Genomic DNA, 21,913 nt, shown 5'->3' with positions numbered 1-21,913 from the left:
GAGGACCCCATGGCCATTTCCCAGAACTACGGAACCGGTCGCCGCAAGAGCGCGGCCGCCCGCGCCTTCCTCCGCCCCGGCACCGGCAAGATCACCGTCAACGGCCGCAGCCTCGAGAGCTACTTCCCGAACGCCGTGCTCCGCATGATGGTCCACCAGCCCCTGGTGCTGGCCGACCTCGACGGCAAGTTCGACATGGTCATCAGCGTCGTCGGCGGCGGCCCCGCCGGCCAGGCCTCGGCCATCCGCATGGGCATCTCCCGCGCCCTGCTGGGCTACAACGAGCAGCTGAAGTCCCTCCTGCGCGGCGCCGGCCTCCTGACCCGCGACCCCCGCATGAAGGAGCGCAAGAAGCCCGGTCGCAAGGCCGCCCGTCGCCGCTTCCAGTTCAGCAAGCGCTAGTCGTTTCTCTGGAAGGGGGATCTTCGGGTCCCCCTTCCGTTTTTCCGGTCCACGGGATGCCGTGGGCGATTCGGGCGAAGGGATCCAACCCCGAGCCTTTCATCCCACCCGCGGCGCCTTCACCCCTACCGCCGCTTGACCAGGGAGGCCAGCATGGCTGCCATCCAGATGAAGGAACTCCTCGAGGCCGGTGCCCACTTCGGGCACCAGACCAAGCGCTGGAACCCCAAGATGAAGAAGTACATCTTCGGGGCCCGCAACAGCATCTACATCATCGACCTCCAGAAGACCCTGCGCCTCTGGAACTCCGCCGCGAACTTCCTGACCAAGGCCGCCAGCGAGGGGAAGAACTTCCTCTTCGTGGCCACGAAGCCCCAGGCCCAGGAGCTCATCGCCGAGCAGGCCGGCCGCTGCGGCGCCTTCTACGTCAACAACCGCTGGCTGGGCGGCATGCTGACCAACTTCGCCACCATCAAGAAGAGCCTCGAGAAGTTCCGCGAGATCGAAGCCACCCTGGCGGATCCCGCCCGCACGGCGATGCTCTCCAAGAAGGAGCTGCTGAACCTCGACCGTCAGCGCCTCAAGCTGGAGGCCGCGTTCCACGGCATCCGCGACATGCGCTCGCTGCCTGACGTGCTCTTCGTCATCGATCCCCATCGCGAGGACATCGCCGTCACCGAGGCCAAGAAGCTGGGCATCAAGGTCGTGGGCATCGTGGACACCAACTGCGACCCCGACATGGTCGACTACGTGATCCCCGCCAATGACGACGCCATCCGCTCCATCCTGCTCTTCTCCGAGCGAGTGGCCGACTCCATCCTCGAGGGCCGCCAGTCCTTCCGTGACAAGGGCGACAGCGACGAGATGAAGAAGATGATGGCCGAAAAGATGGAAGTCGAGGGCTAGTCCCTCTCCGCCCCATTCGTCAGCCATCAGAGGGCCCGCCCGCTGATGGCTGATGGTCTGAAGACCCCACCCGATTCCAGGAGATGACATGGCATTCACCGCCAATGACGTGAAGAACCTGCGCGAGAAGACCGGCCTCGGCATGATGGACTGCAAGAAGGCGCTGGAGGAGAACAACGGCGACATGGAGCAGGCCGTCGAGTGGCTGCGCAAGAAGGGCCTCGCCGCCTCCGCCAAGAAGGCCGACCGCATCGCCGCCGAAGGCATCGTGGAGGCCTACATCCACCCCGGCGGCCGCGTGGGCGTGCTGGTGGAAGTGAACTCCGAGACCGACTTCGTGGCCCGCAACGAGGCCTTCCAGCGCCTGGTGAAGGAGATCGCGATGCACATCGCGGCCGCCGACCCCGCGCCCCGCTTCGTCACCAAGGACGAGGTCACCCAGGACTTCCTCGACACCGAGAAGCGCATCGCCACCGAGCAGGCCCTGGCCACCGGCAAGCCCCAGAACATCGTCGAGAAGATCGTCGAGGGCAAGATGAACAGCATCTTCAAGGAGGTCTGCCTCCTCGAGCAGCCCTTCATCATGAACCCCGACCTCACGGTGCAGCAGTACCTGTCCCAGAAGACCGCGGAGATCGGCGAGAAGCTCAGCGTCCGCCGCTTCACGAAGTACATCATGGGCGAGGGCCTCGAGAAGCGCAGCGAGAACTTCGCCGCCGAAGTCGCCGCCGCCAAGTAGGTTCTTTTTCCTGCTACAAAAGGGGCGGCCGTTCCGGCCGCCCCTTTTGTAGGTACGCCCCCACCCGGATCGGAGTCCCCATGAAGTTCAAGCGCATCCTCCTCAAACTCTCCGGCGAAGCCCTCATGGGCGAGCAGAAGTACGGCATCGATCCCGCGGTGGTCAACATGATCGCCGACCAGGTCAAGGCCATCCGGGAGCTGGGCGTGGAGGTGGGCCTCGTCATCGGAGGCGGCAACATCTTCCGCGGCGTGGCTGGGGCCACCAAGGGCATGGACCGCACCACCGCCGACCACATGGGCATGCTGGCCACCATGATCAACGCCCTGGCCCTCCAGGACGCACTGGAGCACAAAGGCGTGCACACCCGCACCCTGTCCGGCCTGGAGATGCCCAAGGTGGCCGAGAGCTACATCCGCCGCCGGGCCACCCGCCACCTGGAGAAGGGCCGCGTGGTGATCTTCGGCGCCGGCACGGGCAATCCGTACTTCAGCACCGACACCGCCGCCGCCCTCCGCGGCAACGAGATCGCCGCCGAGGTGGTGATGAAGGCCACCAACGTGGACGGCGTCTACACCGCCGACCCCAAGCAGGACCCCACCGCCACCCGCTTCGACCACATCTGCTTCCAGGACGTGCTGGAGAAGGGCCTGCGGGTCATGGACGCCTCCGCCATCGCGCTCTGCATGGAGAACAAGCTGCCCATCCTCGTGTTCGACATGAACAAGCCCGGCAACCTCGTGGCCGCCGTGCAGGGCGAGGCCGTGGGCACGCTGGTCTCCTGACCGCCCGAAGACATGGCCCGGTTCCCGAACCTTCCCGATGCCACGGTCCTCGCGGATCCGGAGGCGCTGGAGCCCTATCGCCGCGACGAATCCCACGTGCAGGGAAGCCTGCCCTTGGCCGTGGTGCTGCCCAGGGGCCCCGCCGCTCTGAAGGAGCTGGTGCGCCTGGCTAGGGCCGAGGGCTTCGGCCTGGTGCCCCGGGGCGCGGGCACGGGCAAGGCGGGCGGCTGCGTGCCCACGGGGGAACGGGCCGTCGTCGTGGACTTCTCGGCTTGGCGCGGTGAGCTCCGGCTGTCGCCCCAGGACCTCTGTCTCAGTGCCCCCGTCAGCGCCCCTCTGCGGGAGGTGAAGGCCGCGGCCGCCGCCGGGGGCCTCTTCTATCCGCCGGACCCCAACTCCTGGGAGAGCTGCGCCCTGGGCGGCACCTTGGCCACCAATGCGGGCGGCCCCAACGCCTGCAAGTACGGCATGACCCGCCACTGGGTGCTGTCCGTGGACGCCCTGCTCGAAGATGGCGAGGTCCACACCTTCGGCATCCACAGCGTGAAGGCCAACGCGGGCCCGGCCCTGGGCCAGCTCCTCATCGGCAGCGAGGGCATCTTCGGGTTCATCCTGGGCGCCACCCTGCGCCTCACCCCCCTGCCCCGGGAGCACGCCACCCTGCTGCTGCCCGTGAAGCGCTGGGAGGACCTGCTGGACCTGCCGGGCCGCCTGGTGGGCGCGGGCTACCTGCCCAGCGCCTTCGAGTTCTTCGATCCCGCCGTCCTGGCGGAGCTGCGGGCCCACGGCCCCGAAGAAGCACGCCGCCTGCCCGGCGAGGCCCTGGCCATCCTGGAGTTCGACGACCGCGGCTGCACCTCGGACGCCTTCCTCGAAGGGCTCATGGACCTGCTGGGGCCGGTGGCGGAGAACCTGGAGATCGCCTCGGACGCGCGCCAGCGGGCGGGCATCTGGGCCGTGCGCCGCATGACCAGCGCCTTCCTCAAGGAGCGCCACCCCAGGAAGGTGAGCGAGGACATCGTCGTGCCCCGCAGCCGCCTGCGCGAGTTCTTCGCGGGCCTGGAGCGCCTGGCCATCCCCAGCGTGACCTACGGCCACCTGGGCGACGGCAACCTGCACGTGAACCTGCTGGGCGCCGGCGACGCCGATCCGGCCCAGCTGGAGGGCCAGCTCCTGGACCTCTTCCGCCTCGCCCTCAGCCTGGGCGGCACCCTCAGCGGCGAGCACGGCATCGGCCTCGCCAAGCGGGAGGCTTTCCTGGCCCTGTCCGATCCCGGCCAGATCCGGGCGCTCCGCGCCCTCAAGCAGGCCCTGGATCCCAGCGGCCTCTTCAATCCGGGCAAGGTCATCTGATCAAGAGGCCCCGGGAGTAGACTCGCTCCATGACCGCCTGGGACCCCGACCTGCTGGCCGCGCCGCCCCTGCTGGACGGAGAGGACCGGCTGCCGCCGGAGCACAAGCTCTTCGCCCTGCGCACCCTGCCTCTGGGCGAGATCAGGGCCATCGGCTTCGACATGGACCACACCCTGGCGCGCTACCGGGCGCCGGAAATCGACGAGCTGGCCTTCAAGAAGGCGGTGCGCCTGCTGGCGCGGGACCGCGGCTACTCGCCGTGGCTCCTGGAGATCGGCTACGACCCGGCCTTCGCCGTGCGCGGCCTGCTGCTGGACGGACTGCGCGGCAACGTGCTCAAGCTCAACCGCGAGCGCCAGGTGGTCCGCGCCTGCCACGGCACCCGGATCCTCCCCCGGCCGGAGCTGGACGCCGTCTACGGCCGGCGCCGCCTGTCCACCTCCGCCAAGGGCTTCCGCAACCTCGACACGCTGTTCGAGATCCCCGAGGGCTACCTCTACGCGCGGATGGTGGACGGCTTCGACCAGGGCATCCTTCAGGCCGGGAACTACCTCCAGATCTTCCATGACGTGCGCTGGGCCATCGACACCGCCCACCGGAACGGCGAGATGAAGGGGGAGATCCTCGAACACCGCGACTTCTTCATCCCGAGGGATCCCCAGCTGGCCCTGGCCCTGGACCGGCTCAAGCGCGAGGGGAAGAAGCTCTTCCTCCTGACCAACAGCGAGTGGAGCTTCACCGCGGGCGTCCTGGGCCACCTGCTGGACGGCCAGGACGAAGCCCGGCCCCGCTGGACCGACTACTTCGACCTGATCGTGGTGAGCAGCCGGAAGCCGGATTTCTTCCTCGACACGCCGCCTCCCGCCGCCATCGAAGGCCAGCCCCGCTGCTTCACCGGTGGCCATGCCACCTGGCTGGAGGCCCAGCTGGGGGCCGAGGGCGAGCAGATCCTCTACGTGGGCGATCACATCTACGGCGACGTGCTCCGGTCCAAGAAGAACGCCTCCTGGCGGACCCTGCTGCTGGTGCCGGAGCTGGAGCACGAGATCAAGCTGCTGGAGGCGAAGAACCACGACATGCGGGACATGCTCCGCCTGGAGACCATCCGCCGCCGCACGCTCCGCCGGGCCTCCGTGCTCATGGACCAGTGGAAGCGCAACCGGGTGCGCCGGCACGTGCTGGGCCCCCGCCTCAGCGCCGAGGCCACCGTCGCCCTGGACCATGAGGCCGCCCACCTGGCCAGCAGCGCGGAAGCGCTCCAGCGGCGGGCCGAGATCCACAGCCTCGAGCTGGACACCCTCACGAAGTCCGTGGAGGCCGCCTTCAACCCCACCTGGGGCCCCATGTTCCGGGACCGGGACGAGCCGACCCGCTTCGCCGACCAGCTCCAGCAGTTCGCCTGCGCCTACACCGGCCGCGTGGCCAACCTCTACATGTACGACCCGCACATGACCGTATACGCCCCCGTGCCCACCCTGCCCCACGAACGCGTGGGGTGAGGCCGTCCGGCAGGTGTGGCGCCGAGCTCAGCGAGTGACGCGGCTCTTGCCCTTGGCCTGGGCGATCACGTGCTTGATGGCGCCCACGGTCTGGTCCTGGTCGGCCTCGCTGAGGCCGGGCCACAGGGGCAGGCTCATGAGGCGCTCGCCGCTCCATTCGGTGCGGGGCAGGCCGTCCTGGGGCAGGTGCTGCGGGTTCGCGGCGTAGAAGTCCCGGTACCAGGGGTGGATGTGGGCCGGGCGGTAGTGGATGCCCGTGCCGATGTTTTCCTCCTTGAGGGCGGCCACGAAGGCGTCGCGGTCGAGGCCCACCTTCTCGGGGTGGATGCGCAGCACGAAGAGGTGGAAGCAGTGGCCGTGATCGGCGTCGCCGGGCCAGGGCAGCATCACCTCGTCCATGTCCTTCATCAGCTCCAGGTAGCGGTGGAACAGCACGCCGCGTCGCTCGTTGAAGCCGTCCAGCTTGTCGATCTGGTGCAGGCCCATGGCGGCCTGGAGGTCCATGAAGTTGGCCTTGCGGGCGGGCTCGTAGACCTCCGTGTGGGGGCTGCCCTCCTTGGCGAAGCGCTTCCAGGCGTCCCGGTCGATGCCGTGGAAGCGCAGACGCTTGATGCGGCTCTCGTACTCGTCGTTGAAGAAGGCGATGGCGCCGCCCTCGCCCGTGGTCATGTTCTTGTTCGGGTGGAAGCTGTAGACGCTCATGATCGAGCGGGGGTTCCCGCCGATCTTGGTGCCCTTGTAGTGGGCGCCCATGGCCTGGGCCGCGTCCTCGATGACCCACAGGCCGTGCTTCTCCGCGATCCGCCAGATCTCGTCCATGGGGCAGGGCAGGCCCGTGAGGTGCACGGGAATGATGCCCTTGGTGCGGGGCGTGATGGCCGCCTCCAGCTTCGCCGGGTCGATGTTGAGCGTTTTCGGGTCGATGTCCACCAGCACCGGCACGCCACCCTGCAGCACCACCGTGCTCAGCGTGCTCACCCAGGTCAGCGAGGTGGTGATGACCTCGTCGCCCGGCTGCAGGTTCAGCACCTGCATGGTGATCTCCTGGGCCGTGGTGGCGCTGTTCATCGTCAGGCAGTGGGGCACGCCGTTGTAGGCCTTCAGCTTCTCCTCGAAGGCCGCCGATTTCGGCCCCGTGGTGATCCATCCGCTGTGGATCGTGTCGATCATCTCCGCGATCTCCTCCTCGCCGACCATGGGGCGGGTGAAGGGGAGGAAGTGCAGGCGGCGGACGTAGGACATGGAGGCTCCGTACACGAGCGATCATTTTCACACATCGCGGAGTGAAGCTCTGCGATTGACCACAGACCGCCAGACCGCCAAGTCCTAGGCGATCGGCATCGTGATCGTCAGGGTGCTGCCCTTGCCGAGGCCCTCGCTGTGGAGGTGGATGGTGCCGCCCATCATGCCCATGAGGTGCTTGCAGATGACGAGGCCGAGTCCTGTGCCGCCGTACTCGCGGGCGTGGCCGCCCTCGGCCTGGGCGAACTTCTGGAAGAGACGGGCCTGGCCTTCGGGGCTCACGCCGATGCCCGTGTCCACCACCATGAGGGCGATGACGCCGGGGCGCCGTTCCACCTGGACGGCGACGCTGCCCTCCTTGGTGAACTTCAGGGCGTTCGACAGCAGGTTGAGGAGCACCTGCTTCAGGCGGCTCGGATCCACCATCACCTCGGGCAGGCTGGAGGCGTCGGGCCAGACCAGCTCCACACCGGGCTTGCGGGGGTAGGCCTCCGCGATGGGCTTCACTTCGTCCAGCAGCCGGTCGAGGCCGAAGGGTTCGGGGTGGACCTCCAGGCGTCCCGATTCGATCTTGGCGAGGTCGAGGATGTCGTTCAGCAGGGCCAGGAGGTGCTGCCCGGAGCTGTAGCTGTCCTGGAGCATGGACCGCATCTCCTCGGCGTCGTCGTAGAGGCCGTCCATGACCAGGCGCGTGAAGCCCAGGATGCCCGTGAGCGGCGTGCGCAGCTCGTGGCTGGTGAGGGCCAGGAACTCGCTCTTGAGCTGGTCCGCCTCGCGCAGCGCGTCATTCACGCGCTCCAGTTCCAGGGTCTGGCTCTGCAGTGCGTCCCGCTGCTCGGAGAGGTCCCGGAACAGCCATGCGTTGTAGAGGGAGATGGCCGTCTGCCGCTGGAGGATGGAGATGGAATCCAGTTCCTCCTCCTCCACGCGCCGGTCCGCCGGCACCGCCAGGATCACGAAGCCCATGAGGAGGAGCTGATGCTCGAAGGGCACGAAGTAGAGGAGGGCGCCATCGGGCCCCCGAAGCGGCGCCAGGGTGGCCCCGCCGCAGGGCTTGTCCAGCCACTGGCTCTGGAACAGAACCAGGGGCATCTCGGGAAAGGGGTTCGGGGCGGGGAGCCGCATCTCCGACCACTCGGTGCGGGTGAGCCCGGCCGCCTCCTTGGGCAGGTAGCTGGAGCCCCCGTCCTCCAGCGTCCACACCACGGCGCGGGGGCAGCGGAATTCCTGCACCAGCACATCGAGGACCACGCTGACCACCTGCCCTCCCTTGGAGGTGGCGGCCAGGATCTCGGATACGTGCTGGAGAACCTGCATCTGATGCGACCGGCGGTTCAGCTTGGCGCGCAGCTCACGCACCTCGTGCATGGCGACGGTGAACTGCCGCTGGGCCTGCATCAGCTCCGCCAGCAGCTCCGCGCCCTGGGGCCGCGGGGCCTGGCTCGCGGGGGCATGCTTGGGCCCGGAACCCGTGGCCGAGCCGAGGGGCGCGGACTTGCCCCCGGAGTCCGTCCTCGTGGCGGGCGGGGTCGGCTTGGGGCCGGAAGGCGGGGATGAGGAGGGCATCGGACTCCAGGATGGCCTCATGGGGCGACACTGCCAAGATGGAGGCATGGCCCCTCGCGCCCAGACCTTCCCCCTGCAGCGGATCATCTTCCTGTCCGTGTCCGTGGTCCTGTGCCTGCAGGTGGGCTGGTGGATCCGCCTGCAGATCCGGGATTCGGGCCGGCTGCTGGAGGTGCGCACCCAGGGCCTGCTGGCGGCGCGGGCCCAGGCCTGGCAGATGGACACCCAGAAGATGCTCGACGTGCTCCACGCCCAGCGCGACCCCGCCTCCCCGGGCGGTGCGGTGGTGGGGGAGCTCCCGGTCATGCCCAGCCTGGCCGAGCGCCGGCAGGCCATCCAGGAGGCCTACCCCCAGGTGGAGCTGGTCCCGCGCCCCATGGCCCCGGACGACCCCCTCCTGCTGGACGGGACCGCCTACCTCACGGTGCGCCCCGGCCCCTTCCGGGAGCTGAAGGACCAGCGCTGGCACGCCGTCTTCCGGGCGAGCACCGAGGGCGCCTTCATGGTGTTCGCGGTGCTGTTCGGCTTCGTCCTCCTCTACCGGAAACTCGCGGAGGAACTGGACCTCAAGCTGCGCCAGCGGAACTTCACCTCCGCCGTCACCCACGAACTGAAGACCCCCATCGCCTCCCTGCGGGTGTGGACGGAGACCCTCTTCACCCGCGAGCTCGGCCCGGACCAGCGCCAGCGGATCCGCGGGCTCATGGAGAAGGACCTCGAGCGGCTGAACGAGCTGGTGGGCAACTTGCTGGACGTGGCACGGGCCGAATCCGGAAGCCTGGTCCTCCACATGGGCCCCCTGGAGCTGGGCCCCTGGCTGCGGACGGTCTGCGAGGGGATGGATCACCGCCTGGGTCCCGGCGCCCTCGGCCTAACGCTGGAGTGCACCCCCGAGACCCTGTGGGTGGAGGCGGACCCCAAGGCGCTGGGCACCGTGGTGGAGAACCTGCTGTCCAATGCGTACAAATACTCGGCCGAGCCCCGGAAGACCACCGTCACCCTCGACGGCGACGGCGAGGACGCCCTCATCGTGGTGAGCGACCAGGGCCACGGCATCGCCGCCAAGGATCTGCCCCGGGTCTTCCACCGGTTCTTCCGGGTGGGCGACGAGATGACCCGGCAGGTGGCGGGCACGGGCCTGGGCCTCTTCCTGGTGAAGGAGATCGTGACCCGCCACGGGGGCGAGGTGCGCGTCGCCAGCCGCGGGCCCGGCTTCGGCTCGGCCTTCACCATCCGCCTGCCCCGCAGGACCCTCCCGGAGGCCCCATGAACCCAGCCCCCGCCCCCCCCGAGGCGGCCCTGGTCCAGGCCGCGGCCGGAGGGGATCCCGAGGCCTTTGAGACCCTGGTCCGCCCGCACCTGGGCATGCTTTTCCGGGTCATCGACCGCATCCTGGGCAACGAGGCGGAGAGCCAGGACGCCCTGCAGGACGCCCTCCTCACCATCCTCCGGGAGCTGCCGGGGTTCCAAGGCGCCAGCAAGTTCAGCACCTGGGCCTACCGCATCTGCGTGAACCAGGCCCTCATGGCCCGGCGGAAGCGGATCCGGCGCCGGGAGGATGCCATCGAGGATCTGATGCCACGTTTCGCCGACGACGGGCATCACAAGGACGTGGACCTGCTCCTCGAATGGAGCGAGGACGCGGAGGCATTGATGAAGGTCGAGCGGGATGAGCTGAAGGCCAGGGTCCGGATGGGCCTGGACCGGCTGTCCGACGACCAGCGCGCCGTCTTCGTCCTGCGGGACCTCGAGGGCTGGGACACGGACGAGATCAGCCGGCACCTGGGCATCACGCGCGAGCTGGTGCGCCAGCGGGTCCACCGGGCCCGCTTGGCCCTGCGGGCCCTGCTGCCGGAATTCGCCCCCCGTCTGGCGGAGGACCGATGACGCTGCTCATGCCCACCTGCGCGGAAGTCGTCGACCTGCTCACGGACTACGAGGAGGGGGCCCTGGGGCCCTTCGATTGGCTGGGCGTCAAGCTGCACTTGAGTCTCTGCCCGCCCTGCCGGGCCTTCCTGGACAGCTTCGAGCGCACCCCGGACCTGCTCCGGCGCCTCTGGCCCGAGCCCCCCGCCCCCTCCGCCGAGCGCGCCCTGGATGGCGCCCTGGCGGCCCTGCGGCAGGGCCGGGTGCCCCGCGGTCCCGTGCACCACCCCGAGGAGGTGGCCTGGCAGGCGCTGGAGCCCGGCGGCGATCCCCTCACGGCCCTGTTGCTGAAGGTGCACCTGGGGCATTGCGACAGCTGCCGGAGCCAGCATCCCGCCAGCGAAGCCATCCCCGCCGCGGGCCCTTCCGGCCGGGACGCCCTCAGCCTCCTCCGGCCCCACCTGCCCGCGGAGGACCGCTGGCGCTGGACCCGGCGGGGTCTCGGCGGTGCCCAGGTGGCCCGGCTTCTGCAGGATCCGGCCACCGGCGCCACGCTGAACCTGGCCCGCATGCCCGGCGGCATGAGCATGCCCCGTCACAGCCATGGGGGGGCCGAGCTGTCCCTGGTCCTGTCCGGCGCCATGCAGGACGGCCCCGCCCACCTCCGCCCCGGCGACTGGCTGGCCTGCGGGCCCGGCCAGCAGCACGGCCCAAGCACGGAGCCGGGCCTTGAATGCTGGGCCCTCCTCCGCATCGAGGGCGGCATCCGCTTCACTGGCTGGCGGCGTGTCCTGGGGACCGTGGGCTGAGGTGGTTCCCATTCCGTAAAGCCAGGGATCTCCACGAAGGACACGAAGAAAAAACCAAGGGCACGAAGGTGTTGCCCAGGGAAGCCCCTTCGTGGTCGTTCCTGCGCCCGCAGGGTGTATTCGTGCCCTTCGTGGAGGTCTTCAAGGGGTGGGTTGGGCCGCTGGTTCCGGCCATGATCCAATGGGCCCATGACCGGACCTGCTGATCGGACGAAGGGCGCGGCCCTGGTGGCCCTGGCGGCCCTGCTGTGGAGCTCCAGCGGGCTCTTCATCAAGGTGCTGCCCCTGGGGGCGCTGCAGATCGCGTTCGCCCGGAGCCTGGTGGCGGCCCTCACCATCGCCCTGGTGGTGAAGCTCCGAGGCGGGCGGCCCTTCCCCCGGCCCGACGCCCTGGCCCTCGCCTGCGCCCTCTCGTACGCCGGGGTGCTGGTCTGCTTCGTGGCCGCCACCAAGCTCACCACCGCGGCGAACGCGATCTTCCTCCAGTTCTCCGCCCCCATCTACCTCGTGTTCCTCGAGCCTTTCCTCGCCGGCCGCCGGGTGGCGGCCCGTGACCTCACGGCGGTGATGGTCTGCGTCGGAGCCATGGCGCTCTTCTTCGTGGGGCGCCTGGAGGCGGGCACCCTCTCGGGCAACCTCATCGGCATGGCCGCGGGCCTCTGCCTGGCCCTCTTCTCCCTCACCCTCAAGCTGCAGCGGGAGCGCCGGCCGGAGGCGGACCCCATCAGCTCCATCATCCTCGGGAACCTCCTGGTGGCGGCCCTCTGCGCCCCGCCGGCCCTGCGGGATTTCCATCCCTCTGCGGTCCACGCCGCCATCCTGCTCTACCTCGGCGTCTTCCAGATCGGCGTGGCCTACCTCTTCTTCAACGCCGGCATGAGGCACCTCAGCGCCACCGCCGCCGTGGTGACCGGCACCCTGGAGGCCGTCCTCAACCCCATCTGGGTGTTCCTGGGCATCGGGGAACGCCCTTCCGGCTGGGCCCTGCTGGGGGGCGCGATGATCCTCGGCACCATCGCCTGGTACAGCCTGCCGCCGAACCGCAAACCGGCCCGGGCCTGATCCGGGGCCCGCCTCCGAGTGGAGGAATCCAGGGGTGGCACAAAGATGACTTAAGGGTTATCTTCTGCCCCAGGTCTCCCCGGCGGAGGTTCTTTCCATGCGCGGTCCATCCGAAGCCCTCCCCTTGGACGAGGCATCCCTCCTCGCGGCCCTGGAGGGCGCGCCCAGGCCGGACGCCCCGCGCATCCGCGAGCTGCTCGCCAAGGCGCGGGAGCTGAGGGGCCTGGACGAAGCCGACCTCCCGCCCCTCATGGCCCTGGAGGACCCGGAGCTGACGCAGGAGCTCTTCAGCACGGCCCGCTGGGTGAAGGAGCAGATCTACGGCAGCCGCATCGTGCTGTTCGCCCCGCTCTACGTCTCGAACCTCTGCGGGAACGAGTGCCTGTACTGCGCCTTCCGGGCCTCGAACCGCACCCTGCCCCGGCGGGCCCTCGACCAGGGGGAGATCGCCGCCGAGGTGGGCCAGCTGCTCGCCCAGGGCCACAAGCGGGTGCTCCTGGTGGCCGGCGAGGCCTACCCGGAAGACGGGCTCGACTACATCCTGAAGGCCATCCGAACCGTGTACGCCACCCGCCACGGGGGCGACGCCATCCGCCGGGTGAACGTCAACATCGCGCCCCTGGAGGTGGCGGACTTCCGCCGCCTGAAGGATGAGGGCATCGGCACCTACCAGCTGTTCCAGGAGACCTACCATCGCGGCACCTACGCCCGGATGCACCCCCGGGGACAGAAGGCCGACTTCGACTGGCGCCTGGGCTGCATGGACCGCGCCATGGGGGGCGGCATCGACGACGTGGGCCTCGGCGTCCTCTTCGGCCTCCACGACTGGCGCTTCGAGGTGCTGGCGCTGCTGCGCCACGCCCGGCACCTGGAGGCGCGCTTCGGCTGCGGCCCGCACACCCTCAGCGTCCCCCGCATCGAGCCCGCCGAGGGCTCGGCCACCAGCGAGGCCCCGCCCCACGCCGTCAGCGACGCGGCATTCCGCAAGATCGTCGCCATCCTGCGCCTGGCCGTGCCCTACACCGGGCTCATCCTCAGCACCCGGGAGCGGCCCGAGATCCGGCGCGAGGCCCTGGAGCTGGGCATCAGCCAGATCAGCGCCGGCAGCCGCACCAACCCCGGCGGCTACGAGGAGGACGCGCCCGAAGGCGGAGCCCAGTTCTCCCTGGGCGACCACCGCAGCCTCGACGAGGTGGTCCGCGAATTGGCCGGGAGCGGGTTCCTCCCGAGCTTCTGCACCGCCTGCTACCGCCTGGGCCGCACGGGTGCGGACTTCATGGACCTCGCCAAGCCCGGCCAGATCAAGGCCCACTGCCTGCCCAACGCCCTCGCCACCCTGCAGGAATACGCGGTGGATCACGCCAGCCCGGCCACCCGGAAGGCGGCGGAGCGGCTGCTGGCCTCGACCCTCGGGGGCCTGGAGGGCCTGCCCCGGCGAAGGGCCGAGGGCCTGGTGGCGCTCGTGCGGAAGGGGGAGCGCGATGTGTTCTGCTGAGCTGCCCCCCGCCCCCCGGGGGCTCCGCCTGCACATCGGGCTCTTCGGCCGGCGCAATGTCGGCAAATCCTCGCTGCTGAACGCCCTCACCCGCCAGCAGGTGGCCCTCGTGTCGCCCCAGGCCGGCACCACCACCGACCCCGTGGAGAAGCCCATGGAGCTGCTCCCGCTGGGACCCGTGCTCTTCGTGGACACCGCCGGCCTGGACGACACGGGCGACCTGGGCGCCGCGCGCACCGCCCGCTCCCGCGCCGTGCTGGAGCGCGTGGACCTCGGCATCCTGGTGGCCGAGCAGGGCGCCTGGGGCACCTTCGAGCGCGGCCTGCTGGCCGAGCTGCGGGCCCGCGACATCCCCGCGGTGGTGGCCATGAACAAGGCCGACCTCGCGCCGTGCGGCGTGCCCCCCGACCTGGACGGGGCGACGGCCGTGGCGGTCTCGGCGGTGACCGGCGAGGGCCTGGAGGCGCTGAGATCCGCCCTGCTCGCGGCGGCGCCCGGGGACCTCCCGGCCACTCGGCGCCTGCTCGCGGACCTGGTGCCCCCCGGCGAGCTGGCCGTGCTCGTCATGCCCATCGACGCCTCGGCCCCCAAGGGGCGGCTGATCCTGCCCCAGGTCATGGCCATCCGCGACGTGCTGGACGGATCGGGCCTCGCGCTGGTGGTGCAGGCCCGGGAGCTGCCGGCCGCGCTCGCCTGCCTGCGTCGGCCGCCGGCCCTGGTGGTCACGGACTCCCAGGCCTTCCGCTCAGTGGCCGAAGCCGTACCGGAGGCCGTCCCCATGACCTCCTTCAGCATCCTCATGAGCCGCCTCCAGGGGGACCTCGCGGCCCAGGCCCTGGGCGCCCTGGTCCTGGATGCCCTGCGTCCGGGTGACCGGGTGCTGGTGGCCGAGGGCTGCACCCACCATCCCACCGGGGAGGACATCGGCCGCGTGAAGCTGCCCCGCTGGCTGGCGCAGAAGGCGGGCGGCCCCCTGAGCTTCGACACCGTCCAGGGCCGGGACTTCCCCGGCGACCTGTCGCCCTACCGCCTCGTGGTGCACTGCGGGAACTGCATGGGCAACCGGCGGGAGATGCTCGCCCGGATCCGCCGCTGCGAGGCCGCGGGCGTTCCCATCACCAACTACGGCCTGGCCATCGCGCACAGCCTCGGCATCCTCGAGCGCGCCCTGCGGCCCTTCTCCGGGATCCTGGAGGCGACCCATGCCTTGCGGCCCTGAGTTCCGCCTCGACCACGCAGGCCTGATGGCCTGGCTCCGGGAGGAGAGTCCCGGAGCGCTGGATCGCCTGTGGGCCGAGGCGGACCGGGTCCGCCGCGAGCACGTGGGCGACGCGGTGCACCTCCGCGGCCTCATCGAGGTGTCCAGCCACTGCGTCCGGAGCTGTCTCTACTGCGGCCTCCGGGCCCCGGAGGAGAACCTGGACCGCTACCGCCTTGATGCGGACGAGATCCTCGCCTGCGCGCATCGGGCCGCGACCCTGGGCTACGGCACCGTGGTGCTCCAGGGCGGCGAGGATCCCGGCCTCACGCGGGCCTTCATCGCGGAGGTCATCCGCGCCATCAAGCGGGAGACGCCGCTGTCGGCCACCCTGTCCCTCGGCGAGCGCGATGACGAGGACCTGCTCGCCTGGCGGGAGGCCGGCGCCGACCGCTACCTGCTGCGCTTCGAAACGGCGGACCGCGCGCTGTACCGGCGGGTCCACCCCAGCCTGCCGGGCCGCCTCAGTGACCGCCTGGGCCAGCTCCGCCGAATGCAAACCATGGGCTACGAGATCGGCTCCGGCGTGATGATCGGCCTTCCGGGGCAGACCTGGGACACGCTGGCCACCGACCTCCTGCGGTTCCGGGAGCTCGACCTGGACATGATCGGCGTGGGCCCCTTCCTGCCCAGCCCCCGCACGCCCCTCGGCGGGCCCGGCGCCCTGGCCTTCCTCGCGCCCCCGGCGGCGCAGGTGCCCAATGACGAGCCCACCACGCTCAAGGTCGTGGCCCTGAGCCGGCTGCTCTGCCCCGCCGCGAACATCCCCGCCACCACGGCCCTGGCCACGCTGGACCGGGCCCATGGACGGGAGCTGGCGCTCCTGCGAGGCGCCAACGTGGTGATGCCCAACGTGACGCCCCCGGCCTTCCGGGCGCGCTACGAGATCTATCCGGGCAAGGCCTGCGTGGGCGAGACGGCCGAGGCCTGCCAGGGCTGCCTCGCAGAGCGCATCCAGGCCCTTGGACGCGCCGTGGCCAAGGGACCCGGAGGGCGCCTTAGCACAGTTCGTCAAGAAAGAGCCCTGTTCACATCCCATCGTTGACACAGAGGTTGTCAATGACCAGACTCCCTGCAGCCGGCGCCGGCCCCTCCGGGATTCGCCCCCTGACCCGCCCGCGCCTTTGACATCCGCCCCGGACCCCGCGGTCCCGGGGGTAGGAGATCCCATGCCGCAACCCGTGCAGGACTTCTATCAGACCATGGCCGACCGGGTCGGCCGGACCCTCGCCGCCCGGGACACCGAGCACCAGGTGGTGGTGCAGGTCGGATCCGCCACCTGCGAGCACGCGGCCGGCTCCCAGGCCGTGGCGGACGAGCTGGTCCGCCACATCCGGGCCTCGGGCCGGAAGGACATCCTCCTCCACCGGACCGGATGTACGGGCCGCTGCTCCCGCGAGCCCATCCTCGGCGTCCGGCTCCCCGGGCGGCTCCCCGTGAAGTACGAGCGGGTGAACCGCGACCTGGTCCATCGCATCTTCACCGAGCACATCCAGGGCGGCACGCCCGTGGCCCAGCACGTACTGGACCACGAGGCCGGACCCCTGCCGGAGCGCGAGCTGCTGTTCTGCGAAGGCTCCCGCTGCCACGGCTCCGGACCCGGCCCACGGGAGCGCTTCGCGGCCATGCTGGCAGAACGTGGCGTCTCCCGGGAGTCCGTCCGGATCGGCGCGGCGAGCTGCTTTGGCGCCTGCGGCCTGGCCTCCGATCATCTGGCCTCCCGCGGCCCGGCCACCTATGTGCTGGCACGTCCCGAGAAGGTGCTCTACCGGGTGACCGGAGAGGAGGACCTTGCGGCCATCCTCGACGGCCACCTCCTCGGCGGACAGGTCGTCGAGCGCCTGCGGGCCCAGGAGGAACCCATCGCCCTGGCCTTCATGGAGCGCTACGGCGACGTGGCCTTCTTCAACCGCCAGAGCCGCGTCGCGCTGCGCAACGCCGGCGTGGTGGACCCGGAGAGCCTCGACGAGTACGTGGACATGGACGGCTTCAAGGCCCTGGCCGACGTCCTCGAGCGCCGCGACCCCGACTGGGTGATCGGGGAGCTGGCCAAGGCCCGGCTGCGCGGCCGGGGCGGGGGCGGCTATTCCACCGCGGCCAAGTGGACGATGGCGCGGAAGCAGGCCGATGCCACCCGCTTCATCATCTGCAACGGCGACGAGGGCGATCCCGGCGCCTTCATGGACCGCTCCATGCTCGAGAGCGATCCCTTCAACATCGTCGAGGGCATGATCATCGGCGGCTTCGCCATCGGGGCGCAGAAGGGCTTCTTCTACATCCGCGCCGAGTACCCGCTGGCCATCCGGCGCATCCAGCAGGCCCTCGACACCTGCCGGGCCCACGGCCTGCTCGGCCGGAACATCATGGGCTCGGGGTGGGACTTCGACCTGGAGATCCGGCTCGGCGCGGGCGCCTTCGTCTGCGGCGAGGAGACCGCCCTCATCCGCTCCATCGAGGGCGAGCGTGGCCAGCCCCGGGTCCGCCCGCCCTACCCCACGGACCGTGGCCTCTGGGGCCACCCCACCGTCATCAACAACGTGGAGACCTTCGCCAACATCTCGGCCATCCTCCGCTACAGCGGCGACTGGTACGCCCGCCTCGGAACGGAGAAGAGCGGCGGAACCAAGGTCTTCGCCCTGGCCGGGAAGGTGCGCCACACGGGCCTCGTGGAAGTGCCCCTGGGGACGCCCCTCGCGCGGGTGGTGAACGACATCGGGGGCGGCGTCACCGGCGGAAGGGAGCTCAAGGCCATCCAGACCGGCGGCCCCGCCGGCGGGTTCATCCCGGCTTCCATGCAGCACATGGAAGTGGACTTCGAGCCCCTGCAGAAGGCCGGCTCCATCATGGGCTCCGGCGGGATGATCGTGCTGAGCGAGGACGACTGCATGGTCGACATCGCCAAGTTCTACATCGCCTTCAGCCAGGACGAGAGCTGCGGCAAGTGCACGCCCTGCCGCGAGGGCACCACGCGCCTCCTGGAGATCCTGGAGCGCATCACCCAGGGCAAGGGGGAGCTCTCGGACCTGGACAAGCTCGAGCGCCTGGCCCGCCTCTGCCAGCGCACCAGCCTCTGCGGCCTGGGCCGCGCCGCGCCGAACCCCGTGCTGTCCAGCCTCAAGCATTTCCGCGGGGAGTTCCTGGCCCACATCGTGGACCGGCACTGCCCGGCGAAGAAGTGCGTGGCCCTGATCCACTACGAGATCAACCCGGAGAAGTGCGTCGGGTGCACGATCTGCGCCCGGAACTGTCCCGTGGCGTGCATCGCCGGCGCCCGGAAGGAGGCCCATGTCATCGACCAGGCCGCCTGCGTGAAGTGCGGAAACTGCTTCGACGTCTGCAAGTTCGCCGCCGTGGATCGGGTGTAGGAGCGCGCCATGTCCGAGATGATCAACCTCACGATCGACGGCGAGACCATCCTGGTCCCGGCCGGCACCACGGTCATGGACGCGGCGGAGCGCCTCGGCATCCACATCCCGCGCCTCTGCTACCACCCGAACCTCAGCCTCGAAGGCAGCTGTCGCGTCTGCGTGGTGCAGGTGGAGGGCTTCGACCATTGCCTGGCCTCCTGCGCCACCACGGCCTGGGAGGGCATGGAGGTCCAGACCAACAGCCCGGTCATCCGGCAGGCCCGCCGCGACATCGTGGAGCTGCTGCTGGACAACCATCCGAAGGACTGCCAGACCTGCGACCGCGACGGCGTCTGCGAGCTTCAGAACCTGGCCTACCGGCTGGGCGTGCGGGAGCGCCACTTCGAGGGCCGGCGCAAGCAGTTCCCCGTGGACGACAGCGGCGCCTCGGTGGTGCGGAACGCCGAGAAGTGCATCCTCTGCGGCCGCTGCATCCGGGTCTGCGACGAGATCCAGGGCGTGGCCAACCTCAGTCAGCACGGCCGCGGCTTCACCACCGTGGTGGGCCCCGCGAACCTGGCCCCCATGGACGAGAGCGCCTGCATCCAGTGCGGCCAGTGCGTGAGCGTCTGCCCCACGGCGGCCTTCCTGGAGCAGGACCACACCGAGCGGGTCTGGGAGGCCCTGGGCCATCCCCGCACCGAGAAGCACGTGGTGGCCACCACCGCGCCCGCCATCCGCGCGGCCCTGGGCGAGGCTTTCGGCCTTCCGGTCGGAACCCCGGTCACGGGAAAGATGGTGACGGCCCTCCGCCGCATGGGCTTCGACGCTGTCTTCGACGTCAACTTCAGCGCGGACCTCACCGTCATGGAGGAGGCCCACGAGCTGCTGAAGCGGATGGAGGGCGGCGGCCCCCTGCCCCTGCTCACCTCCTGCAGCCCCGGCTGGGTCAGCTTCCTGGAGAAGTTCTACCCCGAGCTGATTCCGCTCATGTCGAGCTGCAAGAGCCCGATGCAGATGCAGTCCACCCTCATCAAGAGCTACTACGCCCAGCAGAAGGGCCTCGATCCCCAGGACATCTACGTGGTCTCCGTCATGCCCTGCGTGGCCAAGAAGTTCGAGGCGGCCCGGCCCGAGCACACCCTGGATGGCCGTCCCACCACCGATGCCGTCGTCACCACGCGCGAATTGGCCCAGATGATCAAGTCCTACGGCATCGACTTCACCCGGCTGCCGGACGGCGAGTTCGACCATCCCCTGGGCACCTCCTCCGGAGCCGCCGACATCTTCGGGGCCACCGGCGGTGTCATGGAGGCGGCCCTGCGCACGGCGGCCTTCAAGCTCACGGGCCGGAACCTCGGGAACCTGGAGCTGACCGAGGTGCGCGGCGCCGCCGGCGAGATCCGCGAGGCCTCCGTGGCCCTGGCGGGGAGGACGCTCAACGTGGCCGTGGCCAACGGCCTCCAGAACGCCAAGATCCTGCTGGACGCCGTCAAGCGCGGCGAGAAGGCGTACCACCTCATCGAGATCATGGCCTGTCCCGGGGGCTGCATCTGCGGCGGCGGCCAGCCCTATCCCCCGATTGGCAGCTACACCATGAACCGGGACCTGGCGAAAGGCCGCGCCCGGGCCCTCTACGGCATCGACTCCGGCAAGACCCTCCGCTGCAGCCACGACAATCCCGACGTGCAGAAGCTCTACGAGGCGTTCCTGGGCGAGCCCCTCAGCCCGACCGCGCACGCCCTCCTCCACACGCGCTACACCGCCCGCACCCCCCGGGGGATCCGATGACCACCTGCCCGCACTGCCCCACCGACAACTGGCCCGAGCTGGAGCGGGGCTACCGCGCCATGCTCCCGGGAGACGTCCTCGAGTTCATCGACGGGAACCGGGATCGCGAGCACAGCGAAAGCCTGCTCATCGCCACACTCCACATGGTCCAGGACCATTTCGGCCACCTGGGTCCCGGCCACCTCGAGGCCGTGGCCCAGCTCATGCAGATCCCCTTGGCCAAGGTCACGGGCGTGGCCACCTTTTACCACTACTTCCGCCTCCAGCCCCGGGGGAGGTACCTCATCAACGTCTGCCTCGGCACCGCCTGCTACGTGAAGGGCGCGGAGAAAGTGGCCCAGAAGCTCATGGACGAACTGGGCATCCACTTCGGCGAGACCAGCAAGGATGGCGTCTTCAGTCTGGAGAGCACCCGCTGCGTGGGCACCTGCGGCCTGGCGCCGGTGGTGATGATCGGTGAGGAGGTGCACGGCCCGCTCACCCCCGGCCAGGTTCCCGCCCTGCTGGAGAGCTACCTCGCCCGCGCCGCCGAGGAGATGGCGAAGGTCTGAAGGGTCACGGTCTCCCCGAGGCCCGCATCTCCACGAGCCCGGTGCTCAGCGGCACCAGCAGCACGCCCACCGCCAGGCCCACCACCCCGTGCCATCCCGCCAGGTGGTAGGCGTGGCCGCTGAGGGTGATGCCCGTGGCTCCGCCCAGGTAATAGAAGAGCACGTAGAAGGCGTTGGCTCGCCCCCGACCGGCGGCGAGCTTGCGGTTCAGGGCCCCGGCCGCCGACGCGTGGATGGTGAAGAAGCCCGCGCAGACCAGGGCCAGGGCCAGGGCCATGGCCCAGCCCCGCGGGATGAGCGTCACCGCCAGTCCCGCGCCGAAGACCAATGATCCGGCCGCCATGGCCGCACCATTGCCGATGCGGTTGCTGAGCCGGCCCGCCAGCGGTCCCGCCACCACGCCCACGAGGTAGGAGAGGTAGAGCAGGGTCACGGTGCGTGTGGACCAGTGGAAGGGTGCCCCGTGGAGGTAGAAGGGCATGTAGTTGAAGACCGAGGAGAACACGAAGAAGCCACCGCCGCTCACGCAGTAGAGGCGGAACAGGTCATGGCGGAAGAGCACGTCGCGGAAGCGCAGAGTCTCGGAGGTCCGCTCCGCCCCCTCGTCCTCCCGCGGGAGCCCCGTGTAGGCCGCCAGGGTGGCGATCAGCAGCAGGATCGCCGCCACGAGGAAGGCCCAGCGCCAATGGGCGGGCGGCAACACGAAGCCTCCCAGCAGGCGGCCCGATAGCCCACCCACCACGGTGGCGGAAACGTACGATCCCATCACCACGTTGAGCCGTTCCACGGGCATCTCCCGGGCCAGATAGGCCGCCAGGCAGGTGGTGAGGGCCGGCACGAAGAGCCCCTGGACGAACCGGGCGGCCACGAGCAGGGGCAGCGTCGGCGCCAAGGCCGATGCCACTCCAGCGGCGGCCACCACCAGGCCCCCCGTGAGCAGGATGGGCCGGATGGCCATGCGGTCCGCCAGGGCGCCGAAGGGCAGGTTCGCCAGGGCGATGCCCAGCACCACGGCGGACACGGTGAGCGAGGCCGTGCCCTCGCCCACGCCGAAGGTCTGGCGCAGCACCGGCAGCACCGGCTGGGGGATGTAGACCGTGGTGAACACCGCGCTGACCAGGGCGAAGACCAGCCACTGGAGCCTGGAGAACGGGTCGCGGGACATCCTTCCAGCATAGCTTTCCTGCCGGCGGACGGCGGGCTTGCGCGGCTCCGCTATCCTGGGTTCGTCCTCTGGAGTCG

19 protein-coding genes are annotated in these 21,913 nt (G+C 70.1%); 16 read left to right on the top strand and 3 right to left on the bottom strand.

Features of this window, described 5'->3' with window-relative positions:
* Positions 1 to 9 precede the first annotated feature (9 nt).
* The 6 genes from rpsI to MLG87_RS07595 all read left to right on the top strand — a co-directional run bounded on the left by rpsI (position 10) and on the right by MLG87_RS07595 (position 5,684).
* Positions 10 to 402 carry a 30S ribosomal protein S9 gene (gene rpsI / locus MLG87_RS07620; RefSeq protein ID WP_243287186.1) on the top strand — a complete coding sequence of 131 codons (393 nt, stop codon included), beginning with the start codon at positions 10 to 12 and terminating at the stop codon, positions 400 to 402.
* A gap of 153 nt (positions 403 to 555) precedes the next feature.
* Entirely contained in the window at positions 556 to 1,308 is a 753-nt protein-coding gene (gene rpsB / locus MLG87_RS07615; RefSeq protein WP_243294606.1) for a 30S ribosomal protein S2, read from the top strand.
* Positions 1,309 to 1,396: 88 nt separating this feature from the next.
* Positions 1,397 to 2,047: a translation elongation factor Ts gene (gene tsf, locus MLG87_RS07610; protein WP_243294605.1), complete on the top strand. Its 651-nt coding sequence runs from the start codon at positions 1,397 to 1,399 to the stop codon at positions 2,045 to 2,047.
* Positions 2,048 to 2,127: 80 nt separating this feature from the next.
* A complete protein-coding gene (gene pyrH / locus MLG87_RS07605; protein ID WP_243294604.1) occupies positions 2,128 to 2,832 on the top strand; it encodes a UMP kinase in 705 nt (234 codons plus the stop codon).
* 12 nt (positions 2,833 to 2,844) lie between these two features.
* Positions 2,845 to 4,185 (top strand): FAD-binding oxidoreductase, encoded by a 1,341-nt coding sequence (locus tag MLG87_RS07600; RefSeq protein WP_243294603.1) that lies wholly within the window; start codon positions 2,845 to 2,847, stop codon positions 4,183 to 4,185.
* Between the two features lie 29 nt (positions 4,186 to 4,214).
* Positions 4,215 to 5,684 carry an HAD-IG family 5'-nucleotidase gene (locus tag MLG87_RS07595; RefSeq protein WP_243294602.1) on the top strand — a complete coding sequence of 490 codons (1,470 nt, stop codon included), beginning with the start codon at positions 4,215 to 4,217 and terminating at the stop codon, positions 5,682 to 5,684.
* A gap of 27 nt (positions 5,685 to 5,711) precedes the next feature.
* On the opposite strand, the gene MLG87_RS07590 is transcribed toward MLG87_RS07595, so the two are convergent.
* Positions 5,712 to 6,926 (bottom strand): DegT/DnrJ/EryC1/StrS family aminotransferase, encoded by a 1,215-nt coding sequence (locus tag MLG87_RS07590; protein WP_243294601.1) that lies wholly within the window; start codon positions 6,924 to 6,926, stop codon positions 5,712 to 5,714.
* Positions 6,927 to 7,010: 84 nt separating this feature from the next.
* Entirely contained in the window at positions 7,011 to 8,492 is a 1,482-nt protein-coding gene (locus MLG87_RS07585) for a sensor histidine kinase (RefSeq protein ID WP_243294600.1), read from the bottom strand.
* A 46-nt stretch (positions 8,493 to 8,538) separates the two neighbouring features.
* Between MLG87_RS07585 and MLG87_RS07580 the strand changes: the two genes are divergently transcribed.
* The 10 genes from MLG87_RS07580 (at position 8,539) to nuoE (ending at position 20,671) form a co-directional block, all read left to right on the top strand.
* Positions 8,539 to 9,762, top strand: a complete 1,224-nt coding sequence (locus MLG87_RS07580; RefSeq protein WP_243294599.1) for a sensor histidine kinase — start codon at positions 8,539 to 8,541, stop codon at positions 9,760 to 9,762.
* The gene (locus MLG87_RS07575) at positions 9,759 to 10,379 is read left to right on the top strand and encodes an RNA polymerase sigma factor (RefSeq protein WP_243294598.1); all 621 of its coding nucleotides are present in this window, start codon (positions 9,759 to 9,761) and stop codon (positions 10,377 to 10,379) included. Before MLG87_RS07580 ends, MLG87_RS07575 begins: the two co-directional genes overlap by 4 nt.
* A complete protein-coding gene (locus MLG87_RS07570) occupies positions 10,376 to 11,167 on the top strand; it encodes a cupin domain-containing protein (protein ID WP_279341182.1) in 792 nt (263 codons plus the stop codon). The genes MLG87_RS07575 and MLG87_RS07570 overlap by 4 nt, the downstream gene beginning before the upstream one ends.
* Positions 11,168 to 11,356: 189 nt before the next feature.
* Positions 11,357 to 12,229, top strand: a complete 873-nt coding sequence (locus tag MLG87_RS07565; protein ID WP_243294597.1) for a DMT family transporter — start codon at positions 11,357 to 11,359, stop codon at positions 12,227 to 12,229.
* Positions 12,230 to 12,326: 97 nt separating this feature from the next.
* On the top strand, positions 12,327 to 13,724 hold the full coding sequence (gene hydG, locus MLG87_RS07560; protein ID WP_243294596.1) for a [FeFe] hydrogenase H-cluster radical SAM maturase HydG: 1,398 nt from the start codon (positions 12,327 to 12,329) through the stop codon (positions 13,722 to 13,724).
* A complete protein-coding gene (hydF, locus tag MLG87_RS07555) occupies positions 13,711 to 14,943 on the top strand; it encodes a [FeFe] hydrogenase H-cluster maturation GTPase HydF (RefSeq protein WP_243294595.1) in 1,233 nt (410 codons plus the stop codon). The genes hydG and hydF overlap by 14 nt, the downstream gene beginning before the upstream one ends.
* Entirely contained in the window at positions 14,927 to 16,027 is a 1,101-nt protein-coding gene (hydE, locus tag MLG87_RS07550) for a [FeFe] hydrogenase H-cluster radical SAM maturase HydE (protein ID WP_243294594.1), read from the top strand. Before hydF ends, hydE begins: the two co-directional genes overlap by 17 nt.
* Positions 16,028 to 16,151: 124 nt before the next feature.
* Positions 16,152 to 18,347 carry an NADH-ubiquinone oxidoreductase-F iron-sulfur binding region domain-containing protein gene (locus tag MLG87_RS07545; protein ID WP_243294593.1) on the top strand — a complete coding sequence of 732 codons (2,196 nt, stop codon included), beginning with the start codon at positions 16,152 to 16,154 and terminating at the stop codon, positions 18,345 to 18,347.
* Positions 18,348 to 18,356: 9 nt separating this feature from the next.
* Positions 18,357 to 20,120 carry an NADH-dependent [FeFe] hydrogenase, group A6 gene (locus MLG87_RS07540; protein WP_243294592.1) on the top strand — a complete coding sequence of 588 codons (1,764 nt, stop codon included), beginning with the start codon at positions 18,357 to 18,359 and terminating at the stop codon, positions 20,118 to 20,120.
* Positions 20,117 to 20,671: an NADH-quinone oxidoreductase subunit NuoE gene (nuoE, locus tag MLG87_RS07535; protein WP_243294591.1), complete on the top strand. Its 555-nt coding sequence runs from the start codon at positions 20,117 to 20,119 to the stop codon at positions 20,669 to 20,671. Before MLG87_RS07540 ends, nuoE begins: the two co-directional genes overlap by 4 nt.
* Positions 20,672 to 20,675: 4 nt before the next feature.
* On the opposite strand, the gene MLG87_RS07530 is transcribed toward nuoE, so the two are convergent.
* Complete coding sequence (locus MLG87_RS07530; protein WP_243294590.1) at positions 20,676 to 21,836, bottom strand: MFS transporter; 1,161 nt, start codon at positions 21,834 to 21,836, stop codon at positions 20,676 to 20,678.
* Positions 21,837 to 21,913: the final 77 nt, after the last annotated feature.

It is taken from the genome of Geothrix mesophila (assembly GCF_022808835.1).
Classification (GTDB): Bacteria; Acidobacteriota; Holophagae; order Holophagales; family Holophagaceae; genus Geothrix; species Geothrix paludis.
This window is presented reverse-complemented; position numbering and strand designations above follow the sequence as displayed.